General features: G+C 58.8%; 1 protein-coding gene. It reads right to left on the bottom strand.

The genetic code is table 11. The features are described from left to right. Nucleotides 1–20,397: an amino acid adenylation domain-containing protein gene (locus IHE30_RS06685; protein ID WP_337689600.1), complete on the bottom strand. Its 20,397-nt coding sequence runs from the start codon at nt 20,395–20,397 to the stop codon at nt 1–3. Nucleotides 20,398–20,540 lie beyond the last annotated feature (143 nt).

A 20,540-nucleotide genomic window follows, 5' to 3' on the forward strand; every position in this document is an offset into this window, starting at 1 on the left:
TCATACGCACTCGAGCGCGCCGGGAACACCGGAGGGAGGCTGGCTTGCACCAGCCGGCGGCGCTAACGCTGCCAGCCTGTCCGCTAGCCGATTCTGCATCATCGCCATACTGCCGTGGTTATCGGGATAAAGCTTGATTTGCTCGTGGCTGAGCAGTCCAGCCAAACTGTCGAGACCGTCGATCTCTTCACTTTGAAGGGTTTTTAACAACGCCAATTGATTCATCATGCCGCTCAGCAATTGCTCCAATACCAGCATGCCTTCCTCCGGCTCAATCGAGCCCAATCCCAGCGCGCTCATCCGCTCACGGTAACGGACATCACTCACTGAGCCGACACTCCCCCAATAGCCCCAATTGATCACTTTGACCGGGCAGGGCCAATCGGCTCTGAGCCGGTCAGCAAAAGCATCGGCAAACGTGCAGCCGGCAGCATAATTGCTTTGGCCAGCGGCTGTGCTAAAGGACATCATCGACGAGAAGAACAGAACGAAATCCAGTGAAGCGGCGCTTGACTCGAAAGTCCGAGCCAGTGCAACGCTGGTCGCGACCTTGGCGTTTAGCACACGGGTAAAGGTCTGTTCATCCATATTGGCCAGGCTTTGGTCCTTCAGCACGATTGCCGAATGCACCACACCGTTGATTTCACCAAAGCGCTCGATAATTTGTCGCCGTACCTCGGCCAGTTGCTGCTCGTTTGCAGCATCGGCCTGGAGGTACACAGGCGCCGGAGCGTGGTGGCGAAGACTAAAGGCAGTCAGCTCATCGAGCTTGGCTTTAAGCTGTTGATCCGGCGATCGGCGACCGATCCAGATCACCCTAGCGCGATGGCGGCTGATGACATGGCGGCTCCACACTGCGCCGATCCCTCCCGCGCCGCCGATCACCAGGTAGACGCCACCGTTGCGATAGGCGGGCTGCTGCGCGGCGGGCGGCGCATCAACCGTCACCTGGGCCAGCTTTCGGAACCACCACTGATCCTGGCGCAGCGCCAGTAATTCACCTGAAGCCACGTGATCAAATGGCGCATGGGCCAGAGGGGCCAACTGTTCGTTGGGCAGATCCGCGAGTTGCACTCGCCAGTGCGGATATTCCTTGGCTAACGAGCCAGCCAATCCATGCACCGCAGCGTGCGCTGGTCGGCAAGCCTCGCTAGGCAGCGTGTTAATCGCCTGCTCGGTGATCAATGTCAAGCATAGAGGCTGGCGACCGTAACCCAGGCTCAGCAGCGCCTTGATCAATCTGAACAGCGACAGTACGCCGTGCTGTTGTGCGGCAACCAGTTCCGACGCGCTGGCACAGTGGTCATCGCTTGGTGGCGCCAACCAAATTACCTCGGCGAGCTTCGATGGGGTGTTCAGTGCGGCCTGATAGTCGGCCTCCGAGTCGGGCGCGTTCAGCGCCAACGCAGCGCCGGGATACAACTCGGCCAACGCCTGGCGCCGCGCCGGAGTCGCGCCGAAAATCAGCACCGCGCCCTGCCGTTGACGCCGCTCAGCAACTGCACCGTTGACCACCGACCAGATCGGCGCCAGCAAATGGCGCGCTTCCTGCTGCGGCTGGGAGACAAATGGCTTGGCCTGCTCGAGCGCCGCGCTTGGCGGTCTTGAACCTGCAGGCAGGTGTCTTGACCTTAAGCCCAAAAACCGTACGCAGATTTGTCCTTGATCGTCGCAAAGATCAATATCCATTTTGCCGGCGGCGTTATCTGCGTCGTCTCTATGCAGCAGCGCCCACATCCGCTGACGACAAGGCGCAAGGATCTCCAGCCGCTCCAGCGCAAAGGGCATTAAAGGCGACGTCCAACCCGCCACACTGCCGTCGAGCGGCAATAGCATGCCGATCGCCGCCTGCAGTGCGCTGTCAGTGATCCCCACATTCAGCCACCAGTCATCGGCTGTGCCAAGCGAGGCCCCGTCAAGCTCCAACTCCGCCAGCACATCACGCCGGCCGCCCCGCTGCGCAACCATCAACTGGCGGATTCCGCGATGGCTGTCGCCGTAATCTATGCCCATCTCACTAAAGAGACGATACACTTCATCGCGATCAAGCCGCAGTCGCCAGTTCAGGCCCCGCCAATACGCCAGATCCAATGGATCTTCATGAAGCGATACGCCGGTTATCGCGGTGGCCTGGCCATGCAGCACGGATGAGTCACCCTCATCGGTGAATAATTTGACACGGATCCGTTCATCCACACGCGCCAAGCTGATCTGCATGCGGCGCGGATCGGACGCCACCGTCAACGGCGCTAACCAGTGCAGCTGCTCAATCACCATAGCGTCTGCTTTGCCGTAGGCCAGCGAGTGCATCACCGCTACCCGAATCATTTCTAAATACGCGACACCGGGTAGGGTTTGACGCCCACTCACCTTGTGATCCTTCAGCCAAGGTTCGTTACCGCTGAATTCAGTCACAAATTGCTGTTGATCAAATTTCGAGCAGTTTTGATGCACTAACGGGTGCAACCGCATAGGCGGCGTCGATGACGATAATGGTTGGGCTCCTGTGGACACCCAGCAACGACGGGTGGCGAACGGATAACTCGGCAAGCTGATTCGCTGGCGTTGTTCACCGCTGGCAGCCCATAGCGCTGCCCAATCGATGGGCAGGCCCTCGCTCCACAACTGCAGCAACGACTGTTGTTCACCGTCCTTAAAGAGCCTAGCCAACTGCTCACGCCACTGCGCCTGAAAACGGGCTTTAAACTGTTCAACCCGCTCGCTGGTCGTGCTCGCGTCGCCGCAAACCCAGCCACGACTGTCGCCGTCTGACAGGCGACGTAATGCATCGAGCAAGCTTGCCCTCTCGCTGGTGATGAACGCTGCGCGATGCTCCATCGCTTCCCGGCCCACTTGCAGCGTATAGGCAATGGCCGCCAGGTTATCTGTAGCTTGCGAATGCTCGAGCCTGGCCAGCAAACGGCTGGCGATCTGCCGCAGCTGCTCGGGTTCTCGGGCCGACAGCAGAATCATTTCGGGCTTGCCGCTATCGTCAAGCACAGGCTGGGCTTGACTGTACTCCGCAATGATCAAATGGCCATTGGAGCCGCCAGCGCCAAACGAGGAAATGCCAGCGATCCGTGGTACAGGCTGACCATTTAGCAACGGCTGCGGCCACGCTCGCAGTTGCTGGTTGACCTCGAAGGGCGTTGCCGCAAAGTCAATAAAGGGGTTGAGTTGTTGTGAATGCAGCGACGGCGCAATTTGCCGGTGTTTCAACTGCAGCAGCACCTTGGTCAACCCAGCGATCCCAGCCGCCGCTTCACAGTGACCGATATTCGACTTGACCGAGCCTAACCAACAAGTCTGCTCGGGTTTGCGTGTTCCTAACGCGTTGGCCAGGCCAGCGATTTCGATCGGATCGCCCAGCTTAGTGCCCGTGCCGTGGGCCTCGATATAGCTGACGATTGCCGGATCGACGCCAGCGTCCTGCAACGCGCCGCTGATCGCTGCCTGCTGCGCCCGTGGATTGGGCACGCTGTAACCGGTGCTCTTGCCACCGTGGTTAAGGTAACTGCCTTTGATCACCCCATAGATGTGATCGCCATCGCGCTGCGCATCGGCCAGTCGCTTCAAGATGACTGCGCCCACCCCCTCGCCTGGCACATAGCCATCACCGCCTTCACCGAAGCTAGCGCAATGGCCCTGGTTCGAGATGAACTGACCGCTGCTCAGCATCAGGTACTTGTTGGGATGAATCGTCAGGTTGACGCCCCCGGCAATGGCCATCGAGGTGCGGCCATGACGCAAGTCCTGACAGGCAAGGTGAATGGCCGTCAGCGAGCTGGAGCACATTGAGTCAACCGTCATGCTCGGGCCCTGCAGATTCAGGCAGAACGAGGTCCGGTTGGCGATACTGGCGGTGCAGCCAGCAAAGCCCATACGCTGGCCTTGCAGGCTGGCTTCAGCACCGAATAGCTGGTATTCACCGTACATGACGCCGACGTATACGCCAACTTGCGCGCTCTCCTCGATTTGCTCGCCCCCGATGCGGCGGCTGTAACCGGCGTCTTCCATCGCCGACCAGGCGGTCTGCAAAAATAGCCGCTCCTGGGGGTCAATCAGTTCAGCTTCCAGCGGCGAAATATTGAAAAACAGTGGATCAAATTGATCGACGCCGTCAATGAATCCGCCCCACTTACTGTTGTGCACGCCACTTTCGCTACGATTTTCGCTGTAGTACTCGCGCCAGTCCCAGCGCTCGGCCGGCACTTCGCTGATGCTGTTTTTGCCTTGGCGTAGATTCTGCCAGAAGGCCTCCAGATTGTCCGCCTCGGGATAGCGCCCCGCCACACCGATGATCGCAATATCGTCCCTGCGCTGAAGATTGGACTGGCTACGTTGCAGGCTTTGCTGGGCAGGGAGGCGTGCCGTATTCGCCACGCTGTCGAACAGCCGGCGGTACGGAGCGCCCTGGCCTCCGGAAGCTAGCGTTGCCAGCGGCTTTTGTTCGTCAGTCGGGGCCACCGCCATCGTATCCTTCGGCTCAAGCGGCCGGTTTGTCAAATAGTGCGCCAGTTGCTGCAAGCTGGAGTATTCAAATAATAGCGTACGCGGTAAAGCGCCAAAACGTTTTTCGAGCACGCTGGTCATCTCCATGATCATCAGCGAGTCAAGGCCATATTGATCGAAGCACTGCGCATCATCGATCTGTTCCAGCGCAATCCCCAAAGTGCCCGCCAGCATCGCTCTCAGTTGCGCGATCAACGAGTCATCCGCAGCGGGCGCGGCTTGACTGACAGCTGGCTTTTGCGGCAGCCGCGCGACTAAATGATCCGCCAAGCTTTGCAAGCTGGGATATTCAAAAAACAACGTCTTCGGCAGCGGCCCAAAGCGTTTCTCCAGCGCCGCCGTCATGTCCATGACCATCAGCGAGTCAATGCCGTATTTTTCAAACGGCTCGTCGTTGTCAAGCCGCGACTCAGCGATCTTGATCGTGTTGGCGAATAACCGGCGCAATCCAGTTAATACATCGTCGCCATCAACCGCTGTGATGGCTGGACTGGCAGGCATCGGTTCACGGCTCAGCAGCGCGACCAGCCTGTCTTTGTCGCCTGCCAGTACCATCAACTGATCTTCATCGCTGTGCAGCGCCTGGTATAGCGCCTGAATACCCGTTGTACCGGTCATCGCCTTGATGCCAGTGCGTTGTGCCAGCGCACGCCGAGCGGCATCGTCCATTCGCATGCCGCCTTCGAGCCACAGCGGCCAGTTGATGGCCACGGTGCGGCCATGGCGCTGTCCCGCCGCGACCTGTTGATTGCGAAGACCGGCAAAGGCATCGAGATAGCCGTTCGCCGCCGCGTAATCACTCTGCCCGGCGTTGCCCAGTACGCTGGCGATGGATGAACAAAGCACAAAGAAGTCCAGTGCCACCGCAGCGCTGCACTGGTCGAGGTGGCGCACGCCCGCTACCTTAGCGGCGAATACGTCTTCGAAGTCCTGCTGCGTTTTGTGCGCCAACAGCGTGTCACGAGTGAGCCCGGCGCAATGGATCATGCCATGTAATCCGCCGTGTTCCATCATGATTCCAGCGATCAAGCGCTCCACCTGATCTGCCTGTGCCAGATCCACAGCGCGGTAGTGACAACGTGCGCCCAGTTGCGCCAGCTTGTCGGCGACCGATGGCGCGTTAGCCTCGGTACGGCCGCACAGCACCACGCTCGCGCTCGGCGCAGCGTCCAGGATCGCCCGCGCGAGGATCATCCCAACGCCGCCCAGGCCTCCGGTAATCAGATAGACGCCGTCCGGCCGCCAGGGCGCAGGGCTATGACTCAATGGCCGGTGGTGCCAGGCTAGCGCTTGGCGCCGTAGCTTGCCAGCCTCGGACAGATAACGCAGCTGGCGCTCACCCGGTACAGCCCGTTCGGCCGCCAGTTGCCACGCTACTTGTGACGCATCGAGCCCGGGCGACACTTCGATTAACTGACCAGTCAGCGCCGGCTGCTCCCGGCTGGCGCTGTACAACAGGCCGGCCAGGCCGCGATAACCTTGCTGATCGTTTGCCGGGATGACCAGTTGAACCATGCAGCGGCGCTCAGTGCGAAGCAGTGGTTTGAGGTGTCCGGCCAGAGCCAGCGCCGCCTGCTGATAATCGTCACTGGGCATCGCCAGGCTGGAGATTTGATGCGCTTGCAACTGCTCCGGCAGGCTGGCAAAGGCTGGATGGTGGCCCAGCGTCAGCACCAGATGGGACATCACCGGCGCATCCTTGGCCGAAGCGAGCGCAGCCTCACGCCATTGCCGGTGGCAAAGCAGGGCTTCGCTGGTCACATCATTGTCAGCAGACAATGTTTTGAACGACAACTGACGGATGGTCGCATAGCATCGGCCGTGTTTGTCAAACAGCGCCAGATCAAAGCGATAGCTACCTGGTGTGCGCCCAGCACTGCGAATCTGGACTTGCAGTGTTGCCGGGCAGTCGTCAAATAGCACACATTCAGCCAGCCCTTCGGGCAGCAGCAACGGTGGTTGCTCGCCGAGTTCATCAAACAATAATGCCATGACCGCTTGCATCGCGGCATCCAGCAGCCCAGGATGAATAGCGTAACCGTCGCTCACCGCAGCATCTTCCAGCGCAACCCAAGCCAGTGCTTGATCCCCGTGGCGCAGCAGCGACTGGATCCTGCGATGGCTTGTGCCATATTCGATGCCCATGGCGGTGAAACGCTGGTAGCAAGCCTCGACATCCATCGGGCGAGCGTTAGCGGCCATGAAGTCAAGGTTGGCCGGTTGCACCACGGCGGTCCCAGCCACCGCTCGGCAATGCAGTTGCAGCTGCCCGGCAGGATCATACGAGTAAATCCCGATTGGGCAGTCGCCATCCGGCTGCGCCGCCAATTCAACGAATAGCTCGCCATGGTTGGACGCGTCCACACTGAAGGGCTGATACCAGGACAGATCACGGATAACCCGTGCCGTGCCCACAGGCTGTGCACCCTCCAATGCGTCAGTGAGCGCCGCCTCGATCATTCCGATCATCGCCGCCCCCGGCAAAATGCCGCGACCGTTGATTCGGTGTTCGGACAGGAAGCTCTCCTGGCCACTAAACCGGCTGAGGTAACGCAAGCCGCGTAGGTCAGAGACGTTGCGGTGCAAGAGTGGATGAAGTCGCGCCTCGCTCGTCGCTAACGCTTGCGCCGGCTCATTGTTGTGCCAGTAGCGCTCACGGGCAAACGGATAACCCGGCAAGCTAATGGGCGTCGGCGTGCCCTGTGGGTACATCAAGCGCCAATCCAGCGTTAAACCGTTGACCCAAGCCTCGAGCAATTTTTCAGGCTGGCCACGGTCAATCCAGTTAGCTAGGGCACTTTGTTTGTCTGCACCAGCCAACAGCGACAGCGCCTTGTCGTGATCCTTGACCCGACCGCTATAGCAAGCAGCTGTAGACGGATGATCAATAAAATCTTGCAGTTGGGTCTTCAAATGGGCGAGTGATTGAGCCAGCCACCCTAGCCGATACTCCATCGCCTCGCGACCGACCTGCAGCGTATAGGCCAGTGCCGGCAAATCGGCGTCAACCAGCTCGTCCTGCTCCAGTGCGTGCAGCAGCAGGCTAGCCTGCTGCAAAAGCTGAGCCTGTGTCTTGGCCGATAACGGAATGATCGCTGGCTGCTGCTCGTTGACGACAATCACCGGACGCGGCCGATGATCTTCGTATTCTTCGATCACTACGTGCGCGTTGGCGCCACCCGCACCGAAGGATGACACCGTCGCAATTCGCTTGAATGGCTGACGGCTGCCATTGATCATGACCTCGGGCCGATGCCAGTCAGCCAGCGACTGCTGCACCACAAACGGAGTGTTAGCGAAATCAATCTCTGGATTGAGTTCACCGGCGTGCAGCGACGGAGCCAGTTGGCGGTGCTTGAGCTGCAGCAGCACCTTGGTGATGCCCGCAATGCCGGCAGCACTTTCACAATGGCCGATATTGGACTTGATTGAGCCAATCGCACAGTACTGTTTAGCTGCCGTCTCGGCGCCACTATTAAACGCCCTGGTCAGCCCCGCAATCTCAATCGGATCCCCCAGCGATGTGCCGGTGCCGTGGGCTTCAACATAGCTTACCGCCCTAGCATCAACGCCGGCCCTGGCCAGCGAATCGGCCACCAGTCGGCTCTGGGCCAATGGGTTAGGCACGGTATAGCCGTTGGTCTTACCGCCGGCATTGATCATGCTGCCTTTGATCACGCCGTAAATCCGATCGCCGTCTGCCTCCGCTTGAGCCAACGGCTTGAGCAGCAGCGCACCTACGCCCTCGCCGGCGACAAAACCGTCGGCATCCGCCCCAAACGCCTTGCACTGCTTGCCTGACGATAGCATTTTCATCTCGGTCAGACGCAGGTAGTGCACAGGATCGATCACCAGGTTGACCCCACCGACCAGCACGCAGTCGCTCACGCCGCTGTGCAAGCTTTCCAGCGCCAGATGAATCGCGGTGATGGATGAGGAGCAGGCGGTATCCACCGCCATGCTCGGTCCTTGGAAATTGAACTGATAAGACACCCGGTTGGCGACCGACCAATAACTGGACTGATGAGTGTAGGTTCCGTTCATCACGCCGACAAACACGCCCACCCGATGCCGTTCAGCCAAACGACCCGGGGTATAGCCCGCATCGCTGATGCAGTGATAGGCCTCTTCCAAGAAGAGCCGCTCTTGGGGATCCATCTTCTGCGCCTCATGGGGCGAGATATGGAAAAACAACGGATCAAATTTGTCGATTTCTCGAATGAAACCGCCCCAGCGGGTATACATGCCGCCTTTTTTGCCTGGCGTTTGATCGAAGTATTGACGCCAGTCCCAGCGATCCGCCGGCACTTCATCAATACAGTTCTCGCCATTTTTTAAGCACTGCCACAGCGCCTGGACATTATCGGAATGCGCGTAGCGTCCCGCCAGGCCGATGATCGCGACTTCAGTGCCACACTGGCCCTTTGGCGCGCTGTCGGGCGTCTTGGCGGCAAAGCGGTGTCCAGCTGCGAGCTTGACTAGCGTATTGACCGGATGAGTCGAGGCTGGATCCACCGACACGGGCTGTTCAACCACCGGCGCCTTATCCAGCCCCAGCATGGCCTTAAGCTGATCTTTTTGTGATCCAACAAAATGATCCGCAAGCGCGTCGATGGTCTGGTATTCGAAGAACAGTGTGCTGCTGATCCCCGACAGCTTGTCACGCAGCAGGTTGGTCAGCTGCACCACCAGGATCGAATCGATGCCATACGTCTCGAGCGGCTCCCCGGCATCGATCTGCTCGGGCCGGATTTTGAACAGCCCGCCGATCATCTGCTTGAGATAGTGCACCGTCTGGTCTTTTAGCGCCTGCGCAGTGACCTCGCCCACCGACACCGTGTTGACGATCCGCTGCGGGGGCCGCGAAGCGGGGGCCGCTCGCACCGTCAGGCCCTTGGGTGCCACCTTGGTCGGTTCCACATCGTTGTGCCGATCTTGCCAGATGACGCCGTTGCTCTCAGCAATCACGATTTGCTGACCGAGGTCGTGGTCAGCCAACGCCGGATAATAGACCTGCCTGTAGCCTTCGCTCTCCAGCACCTGCTTCCACTGTTTGGGGGCGAGCGCAGGTCCACCAGGCAAGCGCAAATCCTGATCGTCAAATAACCACCATCCCTTGAGCAAGCCGAAGGTCAAGTGGGTAAACAGGCCGTTGCGACAAATCTCGTTGATCATCACCAGGCCGTTGTGCTTCAACGCTGCCTTGGCGTTTTTCATTGTCCGCCGTAGATCCTGCGTCGCGTGCAGGACATTGGTGGCCATCACCAGATCATAATGGCCAAGCTTGATGCCTTGCTCAGCCAAAGGCTTGTCAACGTTGAAAAGCTGATAGCTCAGGTACGGATTTTCCGGCCCGTACGTTTGCCGTGCATGCATGAGAAATGCCTGCGATACATCGGTGTAGCAATATTCTGCGATGTGCCGCTGGTAAGGCCGAAGTTTTTCAAACGCCCGTGCACTGGTGCCACCGGTGCCAGCGCCAATCTCCAAAATACGGATTGGCGTCTGCGGCGCCTGTTCCAGCCGTCCCCTGACAAACTCAACCATCGCGTTGAGCATCACTTCGTTGAAAAAATCGGACACCGGATTATGCTTGTAGATCCCCTCGACCATGGCCATCGATGAGTCGGGGAACATGATGTCCGTGGCCATGATCCGACCATTGAGGATCGCTGGCAGCACCCGCAGGGTGGCCTCGGCAAGGATCACCTCAGCTTTCAGACTGGCGTGTTCTAGCCATTCTGGCTTTTGCGCCTCCCATTCGCTCCATAGGGATGCCACTGCCAGCGGCTGAGGATGGACCACGCGATAGGCGGTCGGACAATGATCGCCCTCCATCGACAGGTAGCCACGCTGCGCCAGCTCTGCAAGGCTCTTATCGATCCAGCGGTCATACATCGGCAGCAGACCGCTGCGTTGCTTCATCTGCTCGATGATTTCGTGCTCGTCACTAAACCAGCCCAGTTGCTGCAGCTGGGCGTACAGCAAGCGGCTTTGCAACGCGTCGATGGCCGCCTTCCGGGCTTGCATTTGCTGCATCACCGTCCGAATCGCGTTGTTGTCCACAACCAGATGGTTTTTTATCCGGGCAATCAGCGACGGATAGGCTTGCGTCAGCCTCTGGCCATACTCGCCAAAAGGCCCAGCCGGATGGGTGGGCAGCGCCAGGTGGCTGAACGTATCGCTGAGCCGCTGCGAGGTCCGCAAGAACGTTAGCTGGGAAAGCGGCCCGGCCAGCAGCCTGTCCAGCGCCACCATCGCCTGCTCGCCCTCGATCGAACCGAGACCGACCTCAGCCATCCTTCGGCGATAGTCTTCGCTAGCCACCGAGCCCACATGCCCCCAGTAGCCCCAGTTGATCACTTTGACCGGGTAGGAACACTGCTTGGCAAGATAATGGCCAAAGGCGTTTTTGAAGGTACAGCCGGCGGCGTAGTTGCTCTGCCCGGCTGACTTGGTAAAGCTTTGCAACGACGAGAAAAACAGCATGAAGTCCAGCGGCTGGTGCGCAAACATCTCAGCCAGACGGACGCAGACATCCACCTTAGGGGCCAAGCCGGTGGTAAATCTTTGCTCGTCCATCCGCGCCAGACTTTGATCCTGAAGCTGGATGGCGGCATGGATCACGCCATGGATCCTGCCATACTCGGTGCAGATCTGCGCCACCGCTTGTCGTAGTGCGGCATGATTGCTGGCATCGGCACGGATATAGCGCGGCGCGGGTCCCAGCTTGGCAAGCTCGGCGATCGCCTGGTCAATGTCGTTGTTCTGCTCGCGACGCCCCAGCCAGATGATTTGCGCCCGTCGAGTGCGGATCAGATACTCGCTCCACAACCGGCCGATACCACCGGCGCCGCCAATCACCAGGTACACGCCCCCCTCGCGATAGAGACTGTCTACCTCGCCGAGCTGCGCGGCCGCCTCTGTTGCGTCCCCTTCCGATAGCGGCAGGTAAGGCGCAAGATATTGGCGGTACCAGACATCGTTGCGGCAGGCCAGCGCATCGCCACGAGGATGGGTAGGCAATGACAGCGGATCCACCGTGGGCCAACCGTCGCCTGCCGGCAGATCCACCAGCCGCACCCGCCAGTGACTGTATTCCTTGGCCATGACGCCGATCAGTCCGTGCACGCTAGCATGAGCCGGCGCCACCGGCCCGGTCACAGCGGGGTGGCTACTGTCAGCCTCGTCGAATACGGTCAGCACCCCTCGAGTCATCACCGTCCAGGTCAGCGGCTGCTGATCCAGCGCCAACGCCAGCAGCGCCTTAATCAAGCGGAAGCAGCCCAACACGCCACGCTGTTGGGCACGGATCATGCCGTCAAGATTCTCCTGCTGCACCAGCGTTGTCGGCGCCAGCCATATTAGATGCTCAATGGGCCCCACTTCGCGCAGCCGTTCAGTCAGCTGCTCAATAGATTCACTGCCATCCAACAACAGTGAAACAGCTTGCGGATAACGGTCAGTCAGCTGTTTGTGGCCCTGAGGATCATTGCCAACCAGCAGCAGCCGGCCGGTAGGCGGGATCAGGTCTTGGGGACAAAAACGTTGCCACTTTTCCACCAGATAGCAGTCGCTATGGGGCCGATCTTCAAGCATCACTTCCAGCGGTGACGGCTTTTTCATGACCCGTAGCGCAAATTCACGCAGCGCGGCGCAATGTTGGCCCCGTTGATTATAAATATCGATATTAAATGTCGACTGTCCCGCTTCAGTATGCTCGGTGCAAGGGCGCACCCAAGCCCAGATCTGATCGCCCAGCTCAGCGCCGCTCAACTGCAATTGCGCCAACGCAAAAGGCACCCAGGTATGCTTCAGTTGCGGCGTCAACCCTTGTTCGAGCTGATCCGCAACGAGTAAGCCTACGGTTGCCTGCAAGGCACCATCCATGAGGCTGGGATGTAAAACAAGTCGCTCGTGATCCGAGGTCAGCGCTTGCGGCAATTCAATCCGCGCCAGCACTTGGCCCCCATCGATCTGCAGCGCTTTCACCGATCGGTGCCACGGGCCATAGTAGATCTGCATGCTGTCGAACAGCCGGTACAACGCATCAGCGTCAAGCATATGGCCGCCGATCGCCGCTTGTAGCGAAGTCAACGATTCTGCCGGTTCGCCAGCATCCTGAACAAAAGCCGCTTCGCCCTGGCAGCATACCGCCTGCTGCTTGCGCTCGAGAATGTCGAAGGTCAGCCGATGCTCGTCAAGACTGTTGATACGGATCTCGACTTCAACCGAGTCGTCGCTTTGCTTGCTGAGCATGACCGGCTGCGACCACACCAGATTGCGCAAGCTCAGCACGCCGGTGGGCGCCCGCTCTCCCAACGAGCGGATGATTGCCTCACGCGCCATTTCAAGGTAAGTGACGCCTGGCAGCACCTTGTGGTCACGGATCAGGTGATCCCGCAGGAAGAACTCCCTGCCGTCGAATATTGAGCTAAATTTTTGCTGAGACAGATCCGATACGTTGGTGTGCAGCAGCGGATGCAACCGCCCCCCACCGCTATGCTGTCCCAATGATGGGAAGTGGGACTGACCAGAGACCCAGATCCGTTCGCGAGCAAAGGGGTAGCTTGGGAGGCTGATCCGCTTGGCCGTCTCCTTCGGCTGCCCAAATAGCGTCCAATCAAGCGCCAGCCCTTTGACCCACAGCTCCAGCAGCTTATCGTATTTGCATTTGTTGGCCCAGGCGGTCAAGGTCGCCGCCATATCCTCATCATGGGCGAGCACTGCTATGGCCGCCTTATGATCTTTGACTCGACCGATATGAATACCATCAAAGAAGCCGAACGATTCGGGCTGGTTGGCCAGTAGCTCGGCGCTTTGCGCCAGCCTGTCTTGCAATTGCTCGATCGACTCGGCGATAAAGGCCAGACGATACTCCATCGGCTCCCGGCCCTGCTGCAGCGTAAAGGCCAGATCGGCCAGCCGCGGCAGCGTAGTCTCAGCGCCGGTCCGATGCAGGAACTGATGCAATTGCTCGACTTGCTGTCGTAATTGAGTTGGCGTTCTTGCGGACAGAGGAATCATCGCTGTCTGTCCGCCGACGTCGTCGTCCCGAGTCGGTGCAATATACTCAGCAATGATCACGTGCCCGTTTGAACCACCCGATCCGAAAGACGAGACTGAAGCCGCACGGGGATACTCTCGCTCCCGGCCATCGAGATTCAACACCGGCCGCCGCCATTCCTGCAGCTGCTGAGGGATATAGAACGGCGAATCGGCAAAGGAGATGTTGGGATTCAAGCGCTTTGAATGCAGCGAGGGCGCCAACTGGCGATGCTTAAGCTGCAATAGCACCTTCGCGATCCCGGCAATGCCTGCCGCCGACTCCAAGTGCCCAATATTCGACTTGACTGAGCCCACCGCACATTGTTGAGCCGGCGCTATCGCGCTGCCCAGCGTCGCGCTGCGCCGAGTAAAGCCCAATTGCAGGCCAGTGATTTCGATCGGATCGCCAAGCGCTGTGCCCGTGCCGTGGGCCTCGATATAACTTAGCTCTCGTGGATCCATGCCGGCCTTGTCGAGCGAATCGGCGATCATGGCGCCCTGCGCATTGGGGCTCGGCACGGTGTAGCCATGGGTCTTACCGTTATGATTAATTGAGGTCGCCCGGATCACCGCATAGATGTTGTCGCCGTCGGCCTCGGCGCGGGACAGCGGCTTGAGCAGCACCGCGCCAACCCCCTCGCCGGGCACAAAACCGTCCCCCCCATCGCCAAAGCTGCGGCAGCGACCGTCAGAAGACGACATCGTCAGCTGGGACTGAATGAAATATTTGTTCGGATGCAATGACAGGTTGACGCCACCGGCCAGCGCCAGTTGGCACTCGCCGCGCCTTAGGCTCTCGACCGCCAAGTGCAGCGCCGTCAACGACGATGAGCAGATGGTGTCGACCGCCATACTTGGACCGTTGCAGTCGAAGACGTAAGACACGCGATTGGCGATCGAACCAAACGACGAATCGACCGCATCATCGGTGCAGTCCGGAGCGCTCGAGCGCGTATACAGCAAGTATTCGCCGTGCATCACACCAACGAATACCCCCATTTCACCCTGGTAATGACGCCGCAGTGCGGCTCTATCGTAGCCGGCGTCTTCGAGCGTGCGCCAGGCGGTTTCGAGGAAGATCCGCTCTTGAGGATCCATCCGCTCAGCATCGCGCGGCGAAATATTGAAAAACAGCGGATCAAAACGATCGATGTCGTCGATAAAGCCGCCCCACTTGGTGTGGATCTTGCCTTTTACACTGCGGTCGCGGCTGTAATACTGGCTGTGCTCCCAACGCTCGGCGGGTATCTCGCTGATACTATCGACACCGTTTTTCAGGTTGTTCCAAAAACTGTCGATATCCGCTGCGCCAGGGAACCGACCGGCCAAGCCAATGATAGCGATCGGCTCATTTCGCTCGCCCCGATCGTAGCGTCGCATTGCCATGACACGTTGTGGCTGTTGCGCTCTGGTGGCTAGGAGGGGCTGCGTCGCCTGCATTCCAAGTAATTGCCGGCTGCGCAGCGGATGCTCGGCGACAAAATAGCCCGCCAGTGCAGCAATGCTTTGGTACTCAAAGAACAAGGTCGCCGACAGCTCACCAAACTCCTGGGACAAACGTTGGTTGAGCGTGGTAATCATGAGCGACGTCAAGCCGTAACGATCGAAGGTATCTTCACAATCGAGGTGGCTCTCAGGAATCGCCGATACCTTTGAGAAATGGCGCTTAATATGGCTTTCCAGTGCCCGTCGCAGCGCCTCATCTTGTTCTGACTGTTCTGGCTGCGACGCCTCGTTTCCTGACTGCGACGCCTCGTTTCGCAGCACCTCGGCGCCATCGCTGATTGCCGACGCAGCAATATGGCAATCGACGGCCGCAAACGGATAAGCCGTCAACGTCACTCGGCGATGGTGATGCCGGGCGATCTGCGCTAAGCTGCTCTGTCCGGCAACCCATTGGCCGGCAATCGCTGTCAACGCCTGGTGATCCAGTCCCTGAAGGTCCTTTTCAATACGGCTGGGCTGCGGCGCTTTTTTAAGGCTGCCGCGTAGCGGCATCTGCGAATTGTTGCCTTGAAGTCGCTCCACCAACTCGTCGCGGCTAGCGGCCACGACCGCCAAGCGATGGTTGAGCGCGACTCGGCCGACACACAGGGTATAGCTGATATCCCCAAGGCTGGCGTCGCCAAACCGTCCAGCTTGCAAATCATCAGCAAACGCCGCAACTAATTGATCAAGCTGCTCGCCGCTTGCAGCAGCAAACGGAAACAGCCAGGGCCCGTCACCTTGCCGTACAGCGGCCTGTTGCGGCGGCGCCTCAAGGATCAGATGACCACCCGATCCGCTGGCGCCAAAAGCATTGATGAGCGCGCGCTGCGGTCCCCGCCAGTCGCTCAGCTGATCGGCGATGGCAAGTTGATTGTCGCTCAAACAAATCATCGGGCTGAGCGGATTGCAACCGAGCGTTGGCGCGATCTGCCGGTGTCTCAGCTGCATCAGCACTTTGGTGATCTGCGACAGCGCCGACGCTGATTCGAGATGACCGATATTGGCTTTGATCGATCCCACCAGCAACGGCGCATCGCTGCGGCGCGCGCCAAACACGTTGCTGATCGCCGCAAACTCAGCTCCATCCGCTAGGCTGGCGCCGGGGGCCGCGGCCTCGACATAGCCGATCTCGTCAGCGGACAATCCCGCCTGTTGTAGTACTCGACGCATCGACAGCGCGTGGCTATCGGCATTGGGCGCACCGTAACGGAAAGTCTTACCGCTATGGCTGATCGCCGTCGCGCGGATGACGCCGAGGATTGAATCGCCATCCCGCATGGCGTCTTTGAGTGGCCTAATCAACAGCGCGCCGATACCTTCGCCAGCTACCCATCCATTGGCATGGCGGCCAAACGGATAAGATTGAGACTCGTTTGACAACAGCTTCAGTGACGTCAGCAGCTCGAGGTGCGACGGATGGCTGATCAAGTTGACGCCGCCGACAATCGCTGCCTGGCACTCACCCTGACGAATACTGTTGCAAGCAAAATGCAACGCAGTCATCGTCGATGAACACGAGGTATCGAAAACGACGCTGGGGCCATTGAAATCGTTGAAGAAAGACACACGGTTGGCGATCGCTGACAGGAACGAGGTGGCCCGCTCGCCTTGTTCAGTCGGCCGATGATGCTGGTAATCACCCCACATTGCGCCGACAAACACGCCAATGCGCTCGGCCTGCTGCCGCAGGCTCGCAGCGGTATAGCCGCTACTTTCCAAACAGTGCCAAACCGCTTGCAGGAACAACCGCTCTTGAGGATCGAGCGTTTTCGCCTCCGCCGGCGTAATGTTGAACAGCAATGGATCAAACAGCTGCTTGCCGGCCAGTGCACCCACTGCCCACTGTGGCGAATCGCTCACCTCGTCGCTGCCGTAGCATAGCGCTTCGCGACTCAATGGAATGATGCTCGCGCGGCCAGCGCTCAAGTTTTGCCATAGCTCATCCGGGTTCGCGGCGCCGGGATAGCGACCGCTGATTCCAATGATCGCCATCGCGTCGTCATTGCAGTGCGCATTGACCCCTTGAGTCGCCCCCTGCCCATTGACCTCATGCGCTGACGCGTGAGCGGCTTGAGCGGATTCACCCGTTCCGTGCATTTCCAACCGTGGCCAGCCAACGGGCAGGGATTGCGTCACCGCGCCGCCCACAAAGCTGTGCACCAGCTCATCGCCGTCATCCAGATCGAACGCGTCGCGGATTTTATTGAAATACATCGATCCAATCGGGCATAGGCCAATCCCGAATTCACCCTGCTTTTCTAGCAGTAGCTGACCGATTCTGCCCGCTTGAAGCAAATTGAAATAACGGCTTTCATCACCGTAAGTCGTAGAGCGACCGGCGACAATAAAAATTCGCAGCCGGGCCTGATGAGCGTGCTTACGGTTAAACGGCGTGTAGCAACTGCTGATTGCCGATAGATCGCCGTCGCTGACCTGCACTAAGCTATGGCTGTCGCCCTGGTAGCGGTATAGTCCGGCGGGCAGATAGGCCCCCTGGCAGCCTTGCTGTACGCTTTGTTCAGCAAGGTGCAAATAAATTTTCAGCGCTAACCCGGCATCGGCGTGGTACAACTGCCCGTTGTCCTGATCGGCCCGCAACAGGTTCAACAGTCGGCTCAACTGGCCTAAATTCAGCGGCCCGTCGCAATATTGCCGCTTGGCCGCCCGCAGCCGCAGTGCGTCAGCGCTAATCGGCTCGGCGCACAGCTCGACTACGCCGTCGCCCTGCTCCGGCAAGTCATGGCGGATCTGGCGCTGTTCTTCGTGCAGTTGAGCCAATTCCTCCCGGGTTGGTAACGCAAAACCGTTATTTTTCTCGCTGAGAAAATCAGCAAACAGCGGGCCAGACTGACGCCAGTGATCATTCAGTGCTTGACCTTCCACAGCCAGGGTGGCCGGCGCGACGCCCTCAATCAGGCAGTGCAGAAACCGGTGGCTCGGCCGTAACTTAAACAACCCGGCAATCGCCGCAAAATCTACGCCGTAGGCCGGAGACAGCGCGATATCAAAGTCGCGCTGGCGGGACAACAATAGCTGCTCAATATAACCCGCCTCGAGCACCAGTAAGAAGGGTGACGCTTTGTTGTAGATTGGCGCGATCGCGTCATTTTCGGCAATCAGAAACAATGCAAAGCCAGCCTCGGCCAGCTGCGCGCGCTGCGTCGGCGGCAAGGCCTGGGAATCCAGCTTGGCCGGTACGCTAACGGGCAGCAGGCGGTTGAGCTGTGGTTGATAGTAGTAGACGCCGCCTGCCAAGCCGTCGATCCGCTCTTCGGCCACATACAGATAGCACTGAACAGCATTCAAGCCACCTGCTGACGAATAAAGGTACTTGCCCTGACCGTCTAGCGGCATCTCTCGTAGCAGCGACAGCAGGCGTCCAAGCCGTTCGAGATTCGCAGATGAACCCTTGGCGGGTCGCCAGTATGCACGAGGATCAAAGCTGACCTTTTCTAACGGAATCAAACCCCTGACCGTGGATTGGCAAGCCGGTGCAGCGCTCAACGTCGGTGGCTCCACCTCGTCAGCCGTTATGCCTTTAGCCTCAAGAATATAAGCGGTCACCGCAGCGATGGTCGGATGCTCCAGAAACACATCGACTGGCAGCGTCACCTGATGCTGCTGCTGGATGCTGTGGACGGCTTGCACCAACGTAAAGGAGGTGGCGCCCTGATCAAAAAGATCGTCATCGGCCGCCAGTTCATCGATCCCGAGCGCCTCGATAAAATACTGTTGCAGCCAGGCAGTCAGCGCCTGCGGATTGATCGCTGGCTTGCGCGGTTGAGCCTTCGCCTCCACGTCACCCGTGAGCAGCGCCTTACGATCCGCTTTGCCGTGGGCAGTCACGGGAATCTGATCAATAAAGCTGACCAGATTGGGCACCATATACTCCGGCAAGCGGGCTTTAACGAAATCCCGTACCGCTTTCTTGTCCAGCCCCTGAGCCACCACAAAGGCCACGAGCTTGGGATCCGCTGAATCAGGGTCCTTGACCAGCACCGCCGCATCGTCGATCGCTGGATGGCTTTTCAGTGCGCTTTCGATCTCACCTAGCTCAATGCGAAAGCCTCGCAACTTGATCTGCGAGTCAAAACGGCCAAGCAGCTCGATCTCGCCATTGCTGAGGAAACGGGCTTTGTCACCTGTGCGGTATAGTCTGGCGCCGGCCGCATCAGAAAACGGATCGCGGATAAATTTTTCAGCCGTCAACTCAGGCCGATTGAGATAGCCCCGAGCCAGGCCGACACCGCCGATACACAACTCGCCAGTTTCCCCGATCGGCACTGGCTTTGCTTCGCTATCCAGAATATATATCTGGATGTTATCGATAGGTCGACCGATTGGCACGAGTTGGTCTTCTCGCGGCTCACCACGCCAATAGGTCACGTCCACCGCCGCTTCGGTTGGACCATATAAATTGTGCAATTCGGCACTCAACAGCTGGCGGAACTGGAGCAACAAGTCGTGAGTCAGCGCCTCGCCGCTAACAAATACCTTTTGCAGCGACACGCATTCGGAGACCGCCGAATGCTTGAGAAAAAAGCGCAGCATCGAAGGCACAAAATGGCAGATGGTGATCTGCTCCGCCTGAATGACCTCCACCAGGTAATGCGCGTCCTTGTGACCTTCCGGCTTGGCCATCACCAAGCAAGCGCCGCTGAGCAGCGGCAAAAACAGCTCCCAGACTGAGACATCAAAGGTAAAGGGCGTTTTTTGTAAGATCCTATCGGCTGGTCCAACATCATAATGGCGCTGCATCCACAGCAGACGATTACAGATCGCCTTATGCGGCAGCATGCAGCCTTTAGGCCGGCCGGTAGAGCCCGATGTGTAGATGATATAGGCAAGGTCATCGGGGCCATTGATTGGCACAGGATTGCCCTCATCGCCAAACAACGCTTGCTGGTTAGCATCGTCCAAGCACAGCACTTCGCCGTCGTAGCCCGCTAGCCGACTACGGAAACGCTGTTGCGTCAGCATCACTGTCACCGCAGCGTCCTCAATAATCAAAGCCAGTCGCTCATCGGGATAGCCGGGGTCCAGCGGCAAATAAGCACCACCAGCCTTCATGATCGCCAGCAGCGCGATGATCAGCTCTACTGAGCGCTCCATCTGAACGCCCACCAGACTATCTGGCCCGATGCCTAGCTCCCGTAGGTAATGGGCCAACCGATTGGCCTGCCGGTTTAACTCGCGATAGCTTAAGGCCTGGCCTTCGAAACGAACCGCCACCGCGTCCGGACTGCGTTCGACCTGCTCTTCGATCAACTGCTGTAAGCACTTGTCCAGTGGGTATGCCTTGTAGGTATCGTTCCAACCGGAAAGGATTTGACTGTCTTGTATGTTCACGAATTACTATCCTGGTCATTGTGCACAGCAATCATGTCCGGGCAATGCCGCTGTTTGCTCTGCTAGCTGTCATTCATCAAGCCGTGGTCTGTCGCTTCACGCCCTTCCAGCCAAATTAGGGCAACTTCCGCTGCGACTATGCG

This window comes from Mycetohabitans sp. B46 (genome assembly GCF_037389205.1).
In the GTDB taxonomy this organism is placed as follows: domain Bacteria; phylum Pseudomonadota; class Gammaproteobacteria; order Burkholderiales; family Burkholderiaceae; genus Mycetohabitans.